This is a genomic window from Serratia sp. X3 (assembly GCF_014982455.1).
GTDB classification, from domain to species: Bacteria; Pseudomonadota; Gammaproteobacteria; order Enterobacterales; family Enterobacteriaceae; genus Serratia; species Serratia ureilytica.
This window is the reverse complement of sequence record NZ_JADCNB010000006.1, coordinates 209,545-228,199: the sequence shown is the minus strand read 5'-3', so window position 1 is coordinate 228,199 and position 18,655 is coordinate 209,545. Positions and strand designations below refer to the sequence as shown.

Sequence of the window (18,655 nt, the reverse complement as noted above, 5' to 3'; positions counted from 1 at the left end):
GGAGCAGCTGTTCGCCGAGTTCGGCTTCACCGTGGACAACGTGGTGGCCAAGGCGCAGGCGCTGCTGAAGTAAGCCGCCGGGCGCAAGCCGATAAAAAAGCCGGTCATCATGACCGGCTTTTTTTATGGGCGGAAATCGCGATTACGACGCGGCCTTGACGCTTTCGGCGCTGCGTAACCGGTCGTAAGCCGCCGCCAACAACAGCACCAACAGCGTAGGCTGCAGCCAGACCAGACCCTGCTCGGCCAGCGGCAGCTTATCGAACCAGGCGGGCAGCAGGCCGCTGAAGCTTGAAGCCTTCAGGCCATCGGCCAGGCCGAACACCAGGCTGGTGGCGATCACCGGCGCGAAGACGCGCCTGGCGCTGCGCCAGCGGTTCTGGCTGAAGCTGAGCAACACCAGCGCGATGCAGGGCGGGTAGATCGCCGTCAGGACAGGCAGTGAGACGCGGATCAGATTGGCCAGCCCCATGTTGGAAACCAGCATGGCGAAGAGGGCGAGGATGACCACCAGCGCGCGATAAGAGAGCGGCAGGTAGCGGGAGAAGAAGTCCGCGCAGGCACAGGTCATGCCGACCGCCGTCACCAGGCAAGCGATGAACATCAGCACCGCCATAAAGACGCTGCCCAGATCGCCGAAGGTGTGCTGCACATAGGCGTGCAGGATCGCTGCGCCATCCTGAGCACCGCTGCCGACCAGGCTGCCGCTGCCGGCGCCGAGCTTGAACATGCAGATATAGACCAGCGTTAGGCCGACGCCGGCGATCAGGCTGGCCCACAGGGTGTAGCGCAGCAGCAGGCCGCTGTCGCTGACGCCGCGCGAGCGGGCGGCGGTGACGATAATCGAGCCGAACATCAGCGCCGACAGCGTGTCCATGGTTTGATAACCCTGCACGAAGCCGGTGGAAAACGCCGCGGCCTGATAGCTGCCGACGGCGGAGACCGGCGCACCGGCGGGCCACACCAGGGCGGCGATGCCGAGCGCGGCCAGCGCCAGAATTTTCAGCGGCGCCAGAATATGGCCGACGTTGTCGAGCAAGCGGCCAGGATACAGCGACACGATCATCGCCAGGGTAAAGAACAGCAGGCTGTAGATGAACTGCGGCAGGGCGCCGTCGCCGGTGAAGGGCGCGATGCCGAGGGCGAAAGAAACATTGGCGGTTCGCGGGGTGGCGAACAGCGGGCCGAGCGCCAGATAGCAGACGGTCGCCAACAGCAGGCCGGCGGTGCGGCCGATGGGGCCGGTCAGCAGGCTGATGCTGCCGCCGACGCGCGCCAGCGCGATCACGGCGATCACCGGCAGAGCGACGGCGGTCACCATAAACCCGAGGGCGGCCGGCCACAGATGTTCACCGGACTGCAGCCCCACCAGCGGGGGGAAAATGATGTTGCCGGCGCCGACAAACAGGGCGAAGGTCATAAAGCCCAGGGCGATAATGTCTTTCGGGGATAAACTCTTGGTCATAACGGTATGGCACTGCCTGTATTCATGAAATAAACGGCCTGGCTGCGAAATGAAGCGCTGCAGAAGGAGGCGCGTGGGGCTGCGTACGCCCGCAAAAATTTTCGTCCGGCAGGATATAATAATTCGGCGACAAAAACCTGATTAATACAGCGCTGTTTATCCTGGCGTGAACCGGCCGCACAGAGGGATCATGGCGGCCGGCCCTGCAGCGCGCTAGCGCGCCACCCTGTCTATCGACAGCGGAATTTCGATGTGCGGCTTGAAAGAGACGTGGCCGTCTTCGACCGGTTTACGGGGGAAAAAGATCGGCATATCGCGGGTCGAATGCAGGCTGTGTTCTGACGTTGCCGGGGCGCCATCGTACAGCGAATTCGCCTGCTGCGGCGCTCACGCCTGGCAGAATAGTCTGCGACACGGATGACCGCAAAGCCCGCGCCGCCGGGCGTGGCTATTGACTGAAAAACGTCCAACCTCACAAAACCGAAAGATAACAAGCAACGCCGTTGCCTCGTCGCAATTATTAACTGTATGTTAATTTTTGGTTTATTAAATGTGATCTGGGGATGGATGATGATGAAAAAAATCAGCGCTACCGTAGCGGCAATCACCTTACTGGGCTCCGTTTCCGCCTATGCGGCCTTCCCGGCGGGCTACCCCGCCGACTATCAGAAACTGGTCGACGGCGCGAAGAAAGAAGGCAAGGTGGTGATTTACTCGACCACCGACACCAAGGCGGCGGCGCCGCTGATCCAGGGATTTGAGGCGTTGTATCCGGGCATCAAGGTCGAATACAACGACATGAACAGCACCGAACTGTATAACCGCTTCATCAGCGAGCAGGCGGCCGGCGGCACCAGCGGCGACCTGGTGTGGAGTTCGTCGATGGACACCATTTTGAAACTGGCGGGCGATTACGCGCAGGAGTATGCCTCTCCGGAGCGGGCTCAGCTGCCGAAATGGGCGGTATGGCAAGATAAAGTGTATGGCACCACCTATGAGCCGGTGGTGTTCATCTATAACAAACGCCTGATCCCGCAGGGCGATGTGCCGGATTCGCACGCGGCGTTGGCCAAGCTGATCGCCGGCCAGACGGACAAATTCAAGAAGAAAGTCACCACTTACGACATCGAAAAATCCGGCGTCGGCTTCATGCTGTCGGTGCAGGACTTCAAGGCCGATCCCAACTACTTCAAAACGCTGGCCGACGTGGCCAAGGGCGGGCTGGCGGTGCAATCCTCCACCGGCACCATGATGGAGCGCGTCTCCTCCGGTGAAAACCTGATCGGCTTCAACATCCTCGGTTCGTACGCCGAGGCCCGCGCCAAGAGCGATCCGTCGCTCGGCATCGTCTATCCGAAAGACTATACCCTGGTGCTGTCGCGCGTGAGCTTCATCAGCAAAGAGGCCGGTCACCCTAACGCCGCCAAGCTGTGGTTCGACTACGTGCTGTCGGAGAAAGGGCAAAATATTCTCGCCAATCAGGCTGATATCCCTTCGATCCGCAACGATGTCGAAGGCAAGAACGACATCGACGGCATGACCAAGCTGCTGGGCAACGCGCTCAAGCCGATCCCGGTCGACGACAGCCTGCTGGAGTATCTGCAGCCGGCCAAGCGTCTCGACTACATCAAACAATGGCGCGCCGCCGCGGCGAAATAACAGGGACTGCATTCGGACGCGCGCCTGACGTACAGGCGCGCGCCCTTTGGTCGTCGTTTACAACCATAGGGAGCATTTATGCAAGCATGGCGCAGAAAGTGGCAGAGCCTGCCGCGCGGCCTGGTGGTGTTGATAACCGCGCTGGTTATCTATGTCCCCCTGTCGTTTATCATCATTCAAAGCTTCCTCTCGGCTCCGTTTTTCTCTCCCTCCAAGGTCTTCAGCCTGGAGGCCTTCGAGTTCATCTTTACCGATCCGGATTTCTACAAGGCGCTGAGAAGCGGCTTTATCCTGGCATTCGGCCTGGTGATCATCGCTATCCCGCTCGGCGGCATTTTGGCCTTCCTGATGGTGCGCACCGATCTGCCGGGGCGGCGGATCATCGAACCGCTGATTTTGGTGCCGATCTTCGTGTCGCCGATGGTGCTGGGCTTTGGTTACGTGGTGGCGGCGGGGCCGGTGGGCTTCTTCTCGCTGTGGGCGGAGGCGCTGCTGGGCTTCGTGCCGTGGAACATCTATTCGATGGCCAGCATCGTGGTTATCGCCGGGTTGACGCACGTGCCCCACGCCTACCTGTACATCTCCTCGGCGCTGCGCAGCGTGGGCTCAGACGTTGAAGAAGCGGCGCGCACCGCCGGCGCTACGCCGCTGCAGGTGATGACCGCCGTCAGCCTGCCGATGGTGCGGCCGTCTATCTTGTACGCCGGGGTGCTGCTGTTCTTCCTCGGGCTGGAGGTGTTCGGCCTGATGCTGGTGCTGGGCGATCCGGAAGGCAACCTGGTGCTGGCGACCTACCTGTATCAGCTGACCAACAAGCTGGGCACGCCGTCTTACCACCTGATGGCGGCGGTGGCGGTGGTGCTGATCTGCATCACCATTCCGTTGGTGATGCTGCAGCGCAGGCTGATGCGCACCGCCAACCGTTTCGTCACCGTCAAGGGCAAAGCCTCGCAGGCGCGCGCGTTGCCGCTGGGCAAATGGCGCTGGGTGGCCGGCGCGGTGGTGATGTTCTGGCTGACCGTGACCATCGGCGTGCCGCTGATCGGCGTGGTGCTGCGCGCCTTTATCTCCAACTGGGGCGTGGGCGTGTCTGTTTGGGACGAACTGTCGATCAACACCTTCCGCACCATCTGGGCGCAGCCCAACCTGCTGCGCGCCATCGTCAACTCGATGGCGATCGGGGTGATCGGCGGGGCGCTGGCGGTCGCGTGCTATCTGTTTATCGGCATCGCGATGCACCGCAAGCCGGACGGCGCCACGCGCTTCCTCGACTACAGCGTGCTGGTGCCGCGCGCGGTGCCGGGGCTGCTGGCCGGTTTGGCGTTCCTGTGGGTGTTCCTGTTCCTGCCGATGTGGCTGGATAAATCGCTCAAGGAAGGCTGGCTGTCAGTGCTGCCGATGGCCGAATGGCTGCGCGAGAACGTGATCGTCTGGCTGCGTTCGCTGCGCAGCACCATCTTCAGCGTCTGGCTGGCCTACACCGTGGTGTGGATGGCCTATGGCCTGCGGCTGATCTCTTCCACGCTGCTGCAGGTGGGGCCGGAACTGGAGGAAGCCGCGCGCAGCGCCGGCGCCAGCCGCGGCCAGATCACCCGACACGTTACCATTCCGCTGTCGCGCTACGGCCTGATCGGCTCTTGGCTGCTGATGTTCCTGATCTTTGAACGCGAATATTCCACCGGGGTTTATCTGCTGTCTCCGGGCACGGAAACCATCGGCTCGATGCTGGTTTCCCTGTGGGCCGCGGGCGCCATCGATATCGTCGCCGCGCTGTCGTTCATCAATATCCTGCTGGTGGTGCTGGGGCTGGGGATCGCCTTGCGCTTTGGAGTGAAATTACATGATTGAACTTTCGGTAGAGAATCTGCATTTGACCTATGGCGACAACCCGGTGCTGAAAGGGGTGTCGATGGATCTGAAACGGGGCGAAGTGGTTTCGCTGCTGGGTCCGTCGGGCAGCGGCAAAACCACGCTGCTGCGGGCGGTAGCCGGGCTGGAGAAGCCGAGCCAGGGGCGGATCGTCATCGGCGACAGCGCGGTTTACAACGGCAGCGCGCGCAGCGAAATTCCCGCCGAAGAGCGCAATCTGGGGCTGGTGTTTCAGTCCTATGCCCTGTGGCCGCATAAAACGGTGTTTGAGAACGTCGCTTATCCGCTGAAGCTGCGTAAGACCGCCTCGGCGGAAATCGCCCAACGGGTACAGGCGGTGCTGGATCAGCTCGGGCTGGGGCATTTGGCCAAGCGCCATCCGCACCAGCTCTCCGGCGGCCAGCAGCAGCGCGTGGCGATCGGCCGTGCGCTGGTCTACAACCCGCCGGTGATACTGCTGGATGAGCCACTGTCCAACCTCGACGCCAAGCTGCGCGAAGAAGCGCGGGTATTTCTGCGCGAGCTGATCATCAAGCTCGGTCTGTCGGCGCTGATGGTGACCCACGATCAAAACGAGGCGATGGCCATTTCCGATCGCATCCTGCTGCTCAATAACGGCAAAATCGAACAGCAGGGCACGCCGCAGGAGATGTACGGTTCGCCCGCCACGCTGTTCACCGCCGAATTCATGGGCAGCAACAACCGGTTGCCGGGCAAGATCGTGGCGCTGGAAGACGGCCGGGCGCGCATCGAAGGTAAGGATTGGGCGCTGTGGGGCAAAGCGGGCGAAGGTGTGCAGGTCGGGCAGGAGGGCACGGCGGTGATCCGCGTAGAGCGCGTGCGGTTGGGTGAAGATCCGCAGGGTAATCAGCTTGAGCTGCCGTTGCTGACCAGCATGTATCTCGGCGATCGCTGGGAATACCTGTTCCGCACCGTGGCCGAAGATTTCGTGGTACGCGCCTATGGGCACGAGGCGCGCGATCGGGCGCTGTGCCGGCTCTCCCTGCCGGCCGAGCATCTGTGGATATTCCCGAAAGCCTAACCAGGACGCCCGCCGATGCGGGCGCTCCTTTTACAAATCCAGCACCAGCCGGCTGCCTTTGGCGCGCGAGCAGCAGATCAACAGGGTCTGCTGCGCCGCGCGCTCTTCCTCGCTGAGATATTGATCGCGGTGATCGGCTTCCCCTTCGACGATGCGGGTTTCGCAGGTGCCGCAAATGCCTTCGCGGCACAGGCACTCGACCTTGGCCGCCTTGCTGTTTTCCAGCGCCTGCAGGATGGTCATGTCTTGCGCCACTTCAAGCTCAATACCCGATCGAGCCAGCACCAGCGTAAAGGCGCCGCCCGCCGTGTCTTCGGCGGCAAAGGCTTCGCTGTGCAAGCGACCGGCATCGATACCCCGTTCGGCGGCGATCCGGTAGACCGCTTCGTTCAGCGCCGCCGGGCCGCAGACGTAGATATGGGCGCCGGGTTCCACATCGGCCAGCGTGCGCGCCAGATCCAACCGGCCGCCAAGGCTGGAGACATGGCAACTGACGTTGTCTGCGAACGGCGCTTGCATCAGCTGCTGCTGGAAGGCGTTGTGTTCTTCACTGTGGAAGCAGTAGTGCAGATGGTAGCGTTGGCCGCTGCGTTGCAGCTCATGCAGATGGGCCATAAACGGCGTGATGCCGATGCCGCCGGCGATCAGCACGTGATGTTGCGCTTCCGGCGCCAGCGCGAACAGGTTATTCGGGGTGCTGATGGTCAGCGTATCGCCGACCGCCAGCCGGTCATGCATGAAGTCGGAACCGCCTTTGGAAGGAGACTCGCGCCGAACGGCGATCTGGTAATGCTCGAGTTCGAACGGTGAGCTGAGCAGCGAATAGGCGTTGCTGTAGCGCTGCTCGCCGTCCTGCATTTGCACGATAATGTGGCTGCCGCCGCTGAAGGCGGGCAGCGGCCGGCCTTTCGGATCCGCCAGGGTAAAGCGCTTGACCCGTGCGGTGACGGTTTCGATGTCGACGACGCGGACATCAAGCATCTGATAGCTGGTCATTCATTGGCTCCAAAGCGCGGGCGTCCCCGCGCATGAAAAAGTTATACCGCCTGGCACAGGTATTTGAGCTCCAGATAGTCTTCGATGCCGTATTCGGAGCCTTCACGCCCCAGCCCCGACTGTTTCACCCCGCCGAACGGCGCCACCTCGTTGGAGATAAGCCCGGTATTGATGCCGACCATGCCGTACTCCAGCCGTTCCGAAACGCGCCAGATGCGCGCCGCATCGCGGGTGTAGAAGTAAGCGGCCAAACCGTAAATGGTGTCGTTGGCCTGGCGGATCGCCTCGGCTTCGTCATCAAACACCACCAGCGGCGCGACCGGGCCGAAGATCTCTTCTTCCAGCAGCAGCGAGCCGGGCTGCACGTCGCCCAGCACCGTCGGGGTGAAGAAATTGCCGCCCAGCGCGTGCGGCGTGGCGCCGGTCAGCACCTGAGCGCCTTTGCTCAGCGCGTCATCAAGCAGCTCCAACACCTTATCGCGCGCCTTGCGATTGATCAGCGGGCCAATCTGTACGCCGGCTTCGAAGCCGTTGCCGACCTGCAGCGCCGCCACGCGGGCGACAAACTTCTCGGCGAACTGCGGGTAAACGCCGCGCTGCACGTAGAACCGGTTGACGCAGACGCAGGTCTGCCCGGCGTTGCGATACTTGGCGATCAGCGCGCCTTCCACCGCGGCATCGATGTCCGCATCGTCAAATACGATGAACGGCGCGTTGCCGCCCAGCTCCAGCGACACTTTCTTGATGGTGTCCGCGCTCTGGCGCATCAGCAGCCTGCCCACCGGTGTGGAGCCGGTAAAGCTGAGTTTGCGCACCTGCGGGTGGCGAGTCAGCTCGGCGCCGATCGCCTGCGAATTGCCGGTCACCACGTTGAATACCCCGGCGGGAATGCCGGCGCGTTCGGCCAGCTCGGCCATCGCCAGCGCCGAATAAGGGGTTTCGTTGGCGGGTTTGACCACCAGCGTACAGCCGGCCGCCAGCGCCGGCGCAGCCTTGCGGGTGATCATCGCCGCCGGAAAGTTCCAGGGCGTGATCGCCGCGCACACGCCGATGCCCTGCTTCAGCACCATCAGGCGTTTATCGCTGCTCGGTGAAGGGATGATGTCGCCGTTGGCGCGCTTGGCCTGTTCGGCGAACCATTCGATAAAGGAAGCGGCGTAGCGGATCTCGCCCAGCGACTCTGCCAGTGGCTTGCCTTGCTCCAGCGTCATCAGGCTGGCCAAATCCTGCTGGTGTTCCAGCATCAGTTCGAACCAGCGGCGCAGCAGCTGAGCGCGCTGTTGCGCCGGCAGCGCGCGCCAGCCTTCCAGCGCCTGCTGGGCGGCGTCGATCGCCCGTTGGGTTTCGGCTGTCGCCATGTTGGGCACGCCGCCGATGAGTTGGCCGGTGGCGGGATCGCTCACCGGCACGGTTTCCTGGTTGTCGGCATCGTGCCATTGCCCGTTGATGTAGGCCTGTTGGCGGAATAGCGCCCGATCGGAAATATTCACAAGAACCTCACAAGTCAGGGGAAAGGGGCCCGCGGGCCCCGTCGCATCAAGGTTGATAAACCTGCGCCAGCAGGTTGTGGAAGTGGGCGATGCCATGTTCGCTGACGCCGCTGCCGGCGCCGTCGGCCATGATGCGCCCCTGGCCGCGATAGCCGCGCGACTTCAGGCCTTTTTGCACGCTTTCCACCAGCCGCAGATCTTCCGGGCGGAACACGTCGCGGTACCAGTCGATCAGTTTGAGCTGTTCGTCGCTCAAATCGGTGTTGGTGAAGTAGATGTCGTAGTGTTGCAGGGTGGTTTCCGCATCGACCGGGAACTCATAGATCACCGTCATCATGCCTTCCAGCGGCGGCATATTGAACATGGTGCACGGCCACAGCCAGATGCCGTGGAAGCTGGCTTCTTTGCCCTCTTCAAACTTGAACGACTGCTCGGAAGGGCGGGCGTAGCCGAACTGCAGCGTCCAGTTACCGTGCAGGGTGTGCCAGTAGCGATCGACCTGCACCGAGTCGGCGAAACCGGGGTGCGCCGGGCCGCAGTGGTAGCACTCGAGGTAGTTGTCGACGATGTTCTTCCAGTTGGCCGGGGTGCGGGTGACGAAACGCGCCGCCAGCTTGAGATCGTCGACCTGCGGGCAGGCTTCGCGCACTTTGGCGCCGAGGCCCGGCAGCTGGTCTTCCACCGTGCCGGCCTGCGAGTCCAGATTGACGTAAATAAACCCGGCGTACTCTTCGACCCGCACCGGCACCAGGTGCGAGTTTTCTTTATCGAAGTTCTGCACGTTTTCACAGTTGCGCGCGTGCGCCAGCTCGCCGTCCAGCTTGAACGCCCAAGCGTGATAAGGGCAGGTGATGACGTTCTTCGCCCGGCCGTCGCCCGCCAGCAGTTGGTGGCCGCGGTGCGGGCAGACGTTGTAAAAGGCGCGCAGCACTTTATCGCGGCCGCGCACCACCAGAATGTTTTCACCGATGATCTCGCGGGTGATGTAGTCGTTGGGTTGGGCAAGCTCGCTGCGGTGCGCCACGCAGAGCCAACTGGTGGCGAACACCTGCTCTTTTTCGTGCTCGAACGCCGCCTGGTGGGTGTAGAACCGGGCCGGTATGGTGTAGGCCTCGCGGGCGTCGGCGCAGAAATCTTTCGGTAAGGTAAATTCAGGGATCAGAGTGCTCATAAGTTAACCTTCCTCTTTTCTTATTGTCATTTCGCCATAGGGCGCGGTTGATACGACGATGGAGCGGAGAGTTCGGCGGCCGGCGGGGCTTCGGGCAGCGTTGGCGGGCTGCTTTCGATCAGGTGCGCCGGGATGGCCGCGTAGTCCTGCTTCAGCCAGCGGGCGAAGCCGTAGGTTTTCACCAGCAGCACCAGCAGGAACGGCAGCGCGGTCAGGATCACCGTGGTTTTCATGGTGTCCAGCGAGGCGCCGGTAAACAGGATCGACAGCGGGATCAGGGTGATCACCACGCACCAGAACAGGCGCAGCATCGGGCTGGGATCTTGCCCCTCCTGCAGGTTGCGGGTGCTGGTGGCGGCCATGGTGTAGGCCACGGCGTCCATGTGCGAGGCCAGGAAAATGATCATGATGAACAGATAGGCGGCCAGGAACAGTTTGCCGAGCGGCAGCGCCGTCAGCAGCATCTGCACGGCGGTTTCGCCGCCCTGGGTACTGAGGATCTCCGGCACGTTGAGCTGCCCGCTGATGAACTGGTGCATGGCGTAGCTTTCCAGCGAGCCGAAGAAGAACCAGCAGCCGAGGGTGCTGCCGAGCAGCAGCGCCCAGATCACTTCTTTAATCTTGCGGCCGCGCGAGACGCGGGTGACGAACATCGCCACGCCCGGGGTATAGGAGATCCACCACAGCCAGTAGAACACTGTCCAGCTGCGGCTGAAGCTGCCGTCGCCCATCGGATCGGTGAACAGGCTCATCTGCAGAAAGTTTTGCGCCGTCAGGCCGATGGCGTTGATGGTGTTGTTGATGGTGAATTCGGTCGGGCCGACCAGCAGCACCAGCCCGGCGAAAGCGAATGCGCCCCAGCCGACCATTTTACTCAGGCGCTGCATGCCACCGTCGATACCGATGTAAGAGCTGAGACAGAAGATCACCGCCGCCAGCAGGATCACCGTCGCCTGCACCGCGAAGTTGTCCGGGATGCCGGTCAGCGCCGTCAGCCCACGGGTAAAGGTGGAGGCGGTCAGCACCAGTGAAATGGTGAGGGCGCCGACGGTGGCGACCAGGAAGATCAGATCCACCGCCCGCCCGACCGGGCCGTTGGCGCGCACGCCGGTGATGGCGGAAATGATCCCCGACAGGCTGAGCCCTTTGTTCTTACGCACGTGGAAGTGGTAGGCCATGATCAGCGAGGCGAGGGCGTAGGTCGCCCAGGCGCTCAGGCCCCAGTGGAAGAAGGAGTAGCTGATGCTGTATTCCAGCGCCTTCGGGGTGCGCGGCGCGATGTTCAGCCCCGGCGTCTGGTAGTAATACGCCCATTCCATCACCCCCCAATACAAGGTGGACGAGCCCAGGCCGGCGCAGATGAACATGAACAGCCAGGCCAACGTGGAGTATTGTGGTTTGCCTTCGCCGAGGCGGATGTTGCCGTATTTGCTCAACGCCAGATACAGCACCACCAGCAGGGCGAGCAGCACCAGGATTTGAATGGTTGAACCGAACAGCCGGGTGACGCCGTTGAAAATGGTGTTGGCGATAAGCGCGGATTGGGCCGGAAAGAGCATCAGGCAAAGGGCGATCAGCGCAATGCTGCACAGGCTGATGGCGATGAGCGTGACATCCTTTTTGGGATTGCTCTGCATGGGAGTGAACTCCTGTTATCGGTGATGGGCCGGTGCGCAAAGCGTAGGGGGCGCCCGGGCCTTATTGGTTTGAACCCTTTGTTTTGTTACACCGCGAGGAGCAAACGTCCCGGCTGAACGCTGCCGGGAATATTTACTCTTCATTAACATTTTCGAGTGTGCACAAATTACAGGAGGGCCACAATTAGGGCATCTGTAAAAGGATAAAACACAGTATGTAAACAATTTGTTGTGATCTTGACCGGGGTATTGGCGTGCCTTCTGCGGTGGTTTTCAACGGATTTGCGGCAGCGATCGATGCGGAAAAACGGACGTGGCAAAGCAGGGCGCGGAAGGGCGCCCTGCGCGGGAAAATCTGCGGCGTTCAGCGTTGCAGCAGGGCGGCGATCGCCTGGCCGACTTGCTGGGTGGAGGCGTCGCCGCGCATGTCCGGCGTGCGCGGCCCGTCGGCGATAATGCGCTCAATCGCCTGCAGGATGCCGTCGTGCGCCTGGCGGTAGCGGGCATCGCCGTCGCCGAGGAAGTCCAGCATCATCGCGCCGCTCCAGATCATGGCGATCGGGTTGGCGATGTTTTTGCCGAAAATGTCCGGCGCCGAGCCGTGCACCGGCTCGAACAGCGACGGGAAATTGCGCTCCGGGTTCAGGTTGGCCGAGGGGGCGATGCCGATGGTGCCGGTGCAGGCCGGGCCGAGATCCGACAAAATATCGCCGAACAGGTTGGAGGCGACCACCACGTCGAAGCGTTCAGGGTTCAGCACGAAGCGCGCGCACAGAATATCGATGTGCTGTTTGTCCCAGGCGATATCAGGGTATTGGCGCGCCATCTCCGCCACGCGCTCATCCCAGTACGGCATGCTGATGGCCATGCCGTTGGACTTGGTGGCGGCGGTCAGGCGTTTGCGCGGGCGCTGTTGCGCCAGCTCAAAGGCGTACTTGAGGATGCGGTCCACGCCCTGACGGGTGAAGACCGATTCCTGGATCACCATCTCGCGTTCGGTGCCTTCGAACATCCGTCCGCCGAGCGAGGAGTATTCCCCTTCGGTATTTTCGCGCACCACGTAGAAATCAATATCGCCCGGCTGCTTGTTCGCCAGCGGGCAGGGCACGCCGGGAAACAGCCGCACCGGACGCAGGTTGACGTACTGTTCGAAGTCGCGCCGGAATTTCAGCAGCGAACCCCACAGCGAGATATGATCGGGCACCGTGTCCGGCCAACCGACGGCGCCGAAATAGATGGCGTCGAAGCCTTTCAGTTGCTCGAACCAGTCGTCCGGCATCATCTGGCCGTGGTGCTGGTAGTAGTCGCAGCTGGCCCACTCGAAGGTGGCGAATTCCAGCGACAGATCCCAGCGCGCCGCCGCCGTCTGCAATACTCGTATGCCTTCCGGCAACACTTCCCGCCCGATACCGTCCCCGGGGATGGCGGCAATCTTGTAAGTTTTGCTCATACAGAGGTCTCATTTGTAGGTAGGGGAGATTGACAACACTGTTATCCTATAATTGACTAACTGTTAATCAATCCTGAAAACGGTGAAACATAAAACACGAATCATGAACAATATGCCGATCCTGAGTGACCTGCGGGTGTTCGTGCTGGTGGCGCGCCGCGCCGGGTTTGCCGCTGCCGCCGAAGAGTTGGGCGTTTCGCCGGCCTTTATCAGCAAGCGCATCGCGCTGTTGGAGAAGACGCTGGACGTGTCGTTGCTGCACCGCACCACGCGGCGGGTGGCGATCACCGAAGACGGCGAGCGCATCTACGAATGGGCGCAGCGCATTCTCAACGATGTCGATCAGATGATGGACGAACTGTCCGAAGTGCGCCAGGCGCCGCAGGGCATGCTGCGCGTGGTCAGCAGCTTCGGCTTCGGCCGGCGTTTCGTGGCGCCGGCGCTGTCGGCGCTGGCGCGGCAGTATCCGCAGCTGGAACTGCGGCTCGACGTCTCCGATCGGCTGGTGGATCTGGTCAGCGAAGGATTCGATCTGGATATCCGCATCGGCGACGATATCGCCCCTAATCTTATCGCGCGCAAGCTGGCGGACAATCAGCGCATTCTGTGCGCTTCGCCGGCGTACCTGCAGCGCCACGGGGCGCCGAAAAACCCGGCGGAGCTGGCGGGCCGTTCCTGTCTGGTGATCAAAGAACGCGATCATCCGTTTGGGCTGTGGCGGCTGCAGGGGCCGAGCGGTGAAGAAACGGTAAAGGTGACGGGCGCGCTGGCGTCGAACCACGGCGAAATCGTGCACCAGTGGTGCCTGGACGGGCAGGGCGTCGCGCTGCGTTCCGCCTGGGACGTGAAAGAGAACATCGACAGCGGCCGACTGGTGCATATCCTGCCGGAGTACTATCAGCCGGCCAACATCTGGGCGGTATACGTTTCCCGGCTGGCAACGTCGGCGAAAGTGCGGGTGACCGTCGAATTTTTGCGCGACTATTTCCGTGAGCACTACGGCGAAACGGAGCCGGCGAGCGAAAATCCGTCGCGGTCTTGAGGCCAAAAATGTGCGCCAGATCATCTTATGCTCGTAAAACTCCCCTCCGTTACCTGAGGAGCTGTTGCACCTGTTCCTTTTGCCAAAACTTTGGTTTATGCTCAGCTGAAGCGTTTCAGTTGAAGCACTCTTCGACAGAAATGCCGATGTGACGGCGGTGAAAAACCGCTGAAGCGCGGGAATAATGCAAACTCGGCGATTCACAGCGGGCGGTACGATCCACTACTCTATGCGGGTTAGTGAGACAACCAGTCAGCGCCGGGCGGCGCCGGTGAGTCAACCCGGCGTGGACGGCCCTTTTTCAGGAGCAGCATGACCATCCGCATAGCGATAAACGGCTTTGGCCGCATCGGCCGCAGCGTATTGCGCGCACTGTACGAATCGGGCCGACGGGCGGAAATCTCCGTGGTGGCGATCAACGAGCTGGCGAACGCCGAAGGTATGGCCCATCTGCTGAAGTACGACTCCAGCCATGGCCGCTTCGCCTGGGATGTGCGGCAGGAGTGCGACACGCTGAGCGTCGGAGACGACGCGATTCGCCTGTTGCATCAGCCGGCGGTGGAGCAGTTGCCCTGGGGCGAGCTGGGCGTCGATGTGGTGCTGGACTGCAGCGGCGTGTACGGCAGCCGGGCGGATGGCGAGGCCCACCTGGCGGCGGGGGCGAAGAAAGTGCTGTTCGCCCATCCGGGCGGCAACGATCTGGACGCCACCATCGTGTTCGGCGTCAACCATCAGACGCTGCTGGCGGAACATCGCATCGTGTCCAACGCCTCATGCACCACCAACTGCATTATTCCGGTGATCAAGCTGCTGGACGACGCCTACAGCATCGAATCCGGCACCGTGACCACCATTCACTCGGCGATGAACGATCAGCCGGTGATCGACGCGTATCACGCGGATTTGCGGCGCACCCGCGCGGCGAGCCAGTCGATCATTCCGGTCGATACCAAACTGGCCGCGGGCATCACCCGCATCTTCCCGCAGTTTTGCGATCGCTTCGAGGCGATCTCGGTGCGCGTGCCGACCATCAACGTGACGGCTATCGATCTGAGCGTCAGCGTGAGCGCCGCGGTGAAGGTGGCGGAGGTCAACCAGCTGTTGCAAAAGGCCGCACGGGAATCATTTCGTGGTATAGTTGACTACACGGAATTACCATTGGTCTCGATCGATTTTAACCATGACCCGCACAGCGCTATCGTCGACGGTACGCAGACCCGGGTCAGCGGGCAGCACCTGATAAAGACCTTGGTCTGGTGCGACAATGAATGGGGCTTTGCCAATCGGATGTTGGATACAACACGGGCAATGGCCGCCAGCGGTTTCTAGTACGGCGGCGCCGGCGTGATTGGCGCGCTGCTCAGGCAATTTTATAGAGATTCAATAAAGAGGGTTCACCATGTCTGTAATTAAGATGACCGATCTGGATCTGGCGGGTAAACGCGTACTGATCCGCTCCGATCTGAACGTGCCGGTAAAAGACGGTAAAGTGACTTCCGACGCGCGTATCCGCGCTTCCCTGCCGACTATCGAAGCTGCGCTGAAGCAAGGCGCCCGCGTGATGGTAACCTCCCACCTGGGTCGTCCTACCGAAGGCGAGTACAACGAAGAATTCTCCCTGCTGCCTGTGGTCAACTACCTGAAAGATCACCTGAAATCTCCAGTGCGTCTGGCGAAGGATTATCTGGATGGCGTCGACGTCGCCGAAGGCGAACTGGTGGTGCTGGAAAACGTCCGTTTCAACAAGGGCGAGAAGAAAGACGACGAAACCCTGTCCAAGAAATACGCGGCGCTGTGCGACGTGTACGTGATGGACGCATTCGGCACCGCGCACCGCGCGCAGGCTTCCACCCACGGCGTGGGCAAGTTCGCGCCTGTCGCCTGTGCCGGCCCGCTGCTGTCCGCCGAGCTGGAAGCGCTGGGCAAAGCCCTGGGCAATCCGGCCCGTCCGATGGTCGCCATCGTGGGCGGTTCTAAAGTCTCCACCAAACTGACCGTGCTGGATTCCCTGTCCAAAATCGCCGATCAGCTGATCGTCGGCGGCGGCATCGCCAACACCTTCGTGGCGGCGCAGGGCAACAACGTGGGCCAGTCCCTGTACGAACCGGATCTGATCCCGAACGCGCAGAAACTGCTGGAAACCTGCGACATTCCGGTGCCGACCGACGTGCGCGTGGCGACCGAGTTCTCTGAAACCGCGACCGCGACCGTGAAGCAGGCCAACGAGATCCAGGACAACGAGCAAATTCTGGATATGGGCGACGTCTCTGCCGAGCGTCTGGCCGTTATCCTGAAGAACGCCAAAACCATTCTGTGGAATGGCCCGGTTGGCGTATTCGAGTTCCCTAACTTCCGTAAGGGCACCGAAATTGTCGCCCGCGCGATCGCCGATAGCGACGCTTTCTCTATCGCTGGCGGCGGCGACACTCTGGCAGCCATCGATCTGTTCGGTATCGCTGACAAAATCTCCTACATCTCCACCGGCGGTGGCGCATTCCTGGAATTCGTTGAAGGGAAACCGCTGCCTGCAGTCGTGATGCTGGAAGAGCGCGCTAAGCAGTAATTCAGACAACGGGAGGCGAAAGCCGCCCGTTTGTTTTATACCGCGCGGCAAATGCTGCGCGGCGTGAAAACATCGATTTACATCCATCTACGGCCGACGAAACAGGACAAAGTAACATGTCTAAAATTTTTGATTTCGTAAAACCGGGTGTCATCACGGGTGATGACGTTCAGAAAGTCTTCGCAGTTGCTAAAGAGAACAACTTTGCGCTGCCAGCGGTAAACTGCGTGGGTACCGACTCCATCAACGCAGTGCTGGAAGCCGCGGCTAAAGTGCGCGCGCCGGTCATCGTTCAGTTCTCCAACGGCGGCGCCGCATTCATCGCCGGCAAAGGCGTGAAGACCGATGTGCCTCAGGGCGCAGCGATTCTGGGCGCTATCTCTGGCGCGCACCACGTTCACCAGATGGCTGAACACTACGGCGTGCCGGTGATCCTGCACACCGACCACTGCGCGAAGAAACTGCTGCCATGGCTGGACGGCCTGCTGGACGCCGGCGAGAAGCACTTCGCCGCTACCGGCAAACCGCTGTTCTCTTCCCACATGATCGATCTGTCTGAAGAGTCTCTGGAAGAAAACATCGAGATCTGCAGCGCCTACCTGAAGCGCATGGCCAAAATCGGCATGACGCTGGAAATCGAACTGGGCTGCACCGGCGGTGAAGAAGATGGCGTGGACAACAGCCATATGGACGCTTCCGCTCTGTACACCCAGCCGGAAGACGTGGCTTACGCGTACGAAAAACTGAACGCCATCAGCCCGCGCTTCACCATCGCTGCATCGTTCGGTAACGTGCACGGCGTGTACAAGCCGGGTAACGTTAAGCTGACTCCAACCATCCTGCGCGATTCTCAGGATTACGTGTCCAAGAAATTCAACCTGCCGCACAACAGCCTGAACTTCGTGTTCCACGGCGGTTCCGGTTCTACCGACGCAGAGATCAAAGAGTCAGTGGGTTACGGCGTGATCAAGATGAACATCGACACCGACACCCAATGGGCGACCTGGGACGGCATCCTGCAGTACTACAAAGCGAACGAAGCTTACCTGCAGGGCCAGCTGGGCAACCCGAAAGGCGCCGATCAGCCTAACAAGAAATACTACGATCCACGCGTATGGCTGCGCGCAGCGCAGACCAGCATGGTGACGCGTCTGGAGCAGGCCTTCAAAGATCTGAACGCGGTAGACGTTCTGTAATCTTCGGCACCTGTTGCATGATGTACAAGGCTCCCTGCGGGGAGCCTTTTTGTTTATGGCAAGCCTGATGCGTGGCTTGGCTTGGCTTGCCGTTGGCAATATATAAAAAATAAGGAAAATCAATTTATTGATTTCGACTGATGATCACAAAGGAGGAAAAACCACGTTTTTTCCTCCTTTGTTTGCAATTTAAAGGCTCCCTGCGGGGAGCCTTTTTCGTTTTCAGCCCAACAGGCCGGCGCCGACATTGATCGACAGCCCCAGGATCAGCATGTTGAACGCGAAGGAGATCACCGACTGCAACAGGGTGATCTTGCGCACCTCTGCCGCGCCGACCGCCACATCGGCGGTTTGCGACGCCACCGCGATGGTGAAGGAGAAGTAGGCGAAATCCAGATAGGTGGGATCGGCGAGATTGCCGGGGAACAGCAGCGGCAAAGGATCCTGCTGTGCGCCCTGGCGATAAAACTGATGAGCATAGTGCATGGTGAAGGCGGTCGGCAGCAGCAGCCAGGAGACCGCCAGCGTGGCGCCGGTCAGCAGCAAATGCAGCGTTTTCAGCGAGCCGGCCACCTGTTTGGCGCTGCTCAATTCAAACAGGATCGCCAGTAAGCTGACCAGGCAGCCGAGGCTGACTAACGCCAGCACCATGCTGGCGCTTTCGTCCTGCCGCCGGGCGATTTGGCGAATGTGCTGCGGCGTGCTGACCAGCATCAGCCGCCAGAGAAACAGCAGGTAGAGCCAGGCCAGCGTATTCCAGCCGATCATCAAGCGTTGCAGCAGCGAGAGCTGGGCGGGCAGCAGCAGAAAGCACAGCAGCCCGGCGCCGACGGAAAACAGCAGCCTGGGCCGCACTTGCCAATAGTGTTTGAGCGAAGAGCGAATGTGCATGAAGAACGGATCCCTTGTCGTGAAATGGCCAACGCGCTGTTCTCAGCATAGAAGAAGCGGCGGGCGGTTTCGGCTATTTTTAACGCTGATGGTTGGCATGAGCCTTTAATGTTGGTTACCCTTAGGCGTGGTTTCCTACTGGCCGCCGAGGCCAGTGTATTTTTGCGAGTTTCTCCCGTTAGGG

14 protein-coding genes and 1 pseudogene are annotated in these 18,655 nt (G+C 61.1%); 8 read left to right on the top strand and 7 right to left on the bottom strand.

Going from position 1 to position 18,655, the window contains the following annotated elements:
* Positions 1-73: pseudogene (locus tag IMX17_RS25475) on the top strand (transketolase); the annotation flags it as partial.
* Positions 74-142: 69 nt separating this feature from the next.
* Here IMX17_RS25475 and brnQ read toward each other — a convergent pair.
* Complete coding sequence (gene brnQ / locus IMX17_RS20770) at positions 143-1,465, bottom strand: branched-chain amino acid transport system II carrier protein (protein ID WP_033652193.1); 1,323 nt, start codon at positions 1,463-1,465, stop codon at positions 143-145.
* Between the two features lie 570 nt (positions 1,466-2,035).
* On the opposite strand from brnQ, the gene IMX17_RS20765 reads away from it, so the two are divergent.
* The 3 genes from IMX17_RS20765 (at position 2,036) to IMX17_RS20755 (ending at position 6,035) form a co-directional block, all read left to right on the top strand.
* On the top strand, positions 2,036-3,124 hold the full coding sequence (locus IMX17_RS20765; RefSeq protein ID WP_046898965.1) for an ABC transporter substrate-binding protein: 1,089 nt from the start codon (positions 2,036-2,038) through the stop codon (positions 3,122-3,124).
* A gap of 78 nt (positions 3,125-3,202) precedes the next feature.
* Positions 3,203-4,972, top strand: coding sequence for an iron ABC transporter permease (locus IMX17_RS20760; protein WP_033644727.1), 1,770 nt, complete (start codon positions 3,203-3,205; stop codon positions 4,970-4,972).
* On the top strand, positions 4,965-6,035 hold the full coding sequence (locus tag IMX17_RS20755; RefSeq protein ID WP_033652192.1) for an ABC transporter ATP-binding protein: 1,071 nt from the start codon (positions 4,965-4,967) through the stop codon (positions 6,033-6,035). Before IMX17_RS20760 ends, IMX17_RS20755 begins: the two co-directional genes overlap by 8 nt.
* Before the next feature lie 30 nt (positions 6,036-6,065).
* Here IMX17_RS20755 and IMX17_RS20750 read toward each other — a convergent pair whose 3' ends face one another.
* The 5 genes from IMX17_RS20750 to IMX17_RS20730 all read right to left on the bottom strand — a co-directional run bounded on the left by IMX17_RS20750 (position 6,066) and on the right by IMX17_RS20730 (position 12,779).
* Positions 6,066-7,031 (bottom strand): PDR/VanB family oxidoreductase, encoded by a 966-nt coding sequence (locus IMX17_RS20750; protein WP_046898967.1) that lies wholly within the window; start codon positions 7,029-7,031, stop codon positions 6,066-6,068.
* Between the two features lie 41 nt (positions 7,032-7,072).
* On the bottom strand, positions 7,073-8,521 hold the full coding sequence (locus IMX17_RS20745) for an NAD-dependent succinate-semialdehyde dehydrogenase (RefSeq protein WP_046898968.1): 1,449 nt from the start codon (positions 8,519-8,521) through the stop codon (positions 7,073-7,075).
* A 46-nt stretch (positions 8,522-8,567) separates the two neighbouring features.
* Complete coding sequence (locus IMX17_RS20740; RefSeq protein ID WP_046898969.1) at positions 8,568-9,692, bottom strand: aromatic ring-hydroxylating dioxygenase subunit alpha; 1,125 nt, start codon at positions 9,690-9,692, stop codon at positions 8,568-8,570.
* A gap of 26 nt (positions 9,693-9,718) precedes the next feature.
* A complete protein-coding gene (locus IMX17_RS20735) occupies positions 9,719-11,329 on the bottom strand; it encodes a BCCT family transporter (RefSeq protein WP_193550178.1) in 1,611 nt (536 codons plus the stop codon).
* A gap of 364 nt (positions 11,330-11,693) precedes the next feature.
* Positions 11,694-12,779 (bottom strand): tartrate dehydrogenase, encoded by a 1,086-nt coding sequence (locus tag IMX17_RS20730; RefSeq protein WP_046898971.1) that lies wholly within the window; start codon positions 12,777-12,779, stop codon positions 11,694-11,696.
* Positions 12,780-12,861: 82 nt separating this feature from the next.
* Between IMX17_RS20730 and IMX17_RS20725 the strand changes: the two genes are divergently transcribed.
* The 4 genes from IMX17_RS20725 (at position 12,862) to fbaA (ending at position 17,580) form a co-directional block, all read left to right on the top strand.
* Positions 12,862-13,821 (top strand): LysR substrate-binding domain-containing protein, encoded by a 960-nt coding sequence (locus tag IMX17_RS20725; RefSeq protein WP_161796312.1) that lies wholly within the window; start codon positions 12,862-12,864, stop codon positions 13,819-13,821.
* A gap of 312 nt (positions 13,822-14,133) precedes the next feature.
* A complete protein-coding gene (gene epd / locus IMX17_RS20720; RefSeq protein WP_004931582.1) occupies positions 14,134-15,150 on the top strand; it encodes an erythrose-4-phosphate dehydrogenase in 1,017 nt (338 codons plus the stop codon).
* A gap of 70 nt (positions 15,151-15,220) precedes the next feature.
* Positions 15,221-16,384: a phosphoglycerate kinase gene (gene pgk, locus IMX17_RS20715; protein WP_025160206.1), complete on the top strand. Its 1,164-nt coding sequence runs from the start codon at positions 15,221-15,223 to the stop codon at positions 16,382-16,384.
* 116 nt (positions 16,385-16,500) lie between these two features.
* Positions 16,501-17,580 carry a class II fructose-bisphosphate aldolase gene (gene fbaA / locus IMX17_RS20710; RefSeq protein WP_025304179.1) on the top strand — a complete coding sequence of 360 codons (1,080 nt, stop codon included), beginning with the start codon at positions 16,501-16,503 and terminating at the stop codon, positions 17,578-17,580.
* A gap of 222 nt (positions 17,581-17,802) precedes the next feature.
* On the opposite strand, the gene IMX17_RS20705 is transcribed toward fbaA, so the two are convergent.
* Positions 17,803-18,471 carry a DUF1345 domain-containing protein gene (locus IMX17_RS20705; protein WP_033644737.1) on the bottom strand — a complete coding sequence of 223 codons (669 nt, stop codon included), beginning with the start codon at positions 18,469-18,471 and terminating at the stop codon, positions 17,803-17,805.
* Between the last annotated feature and the right edge of the window lie 184 nt (positions 18,472-18,655).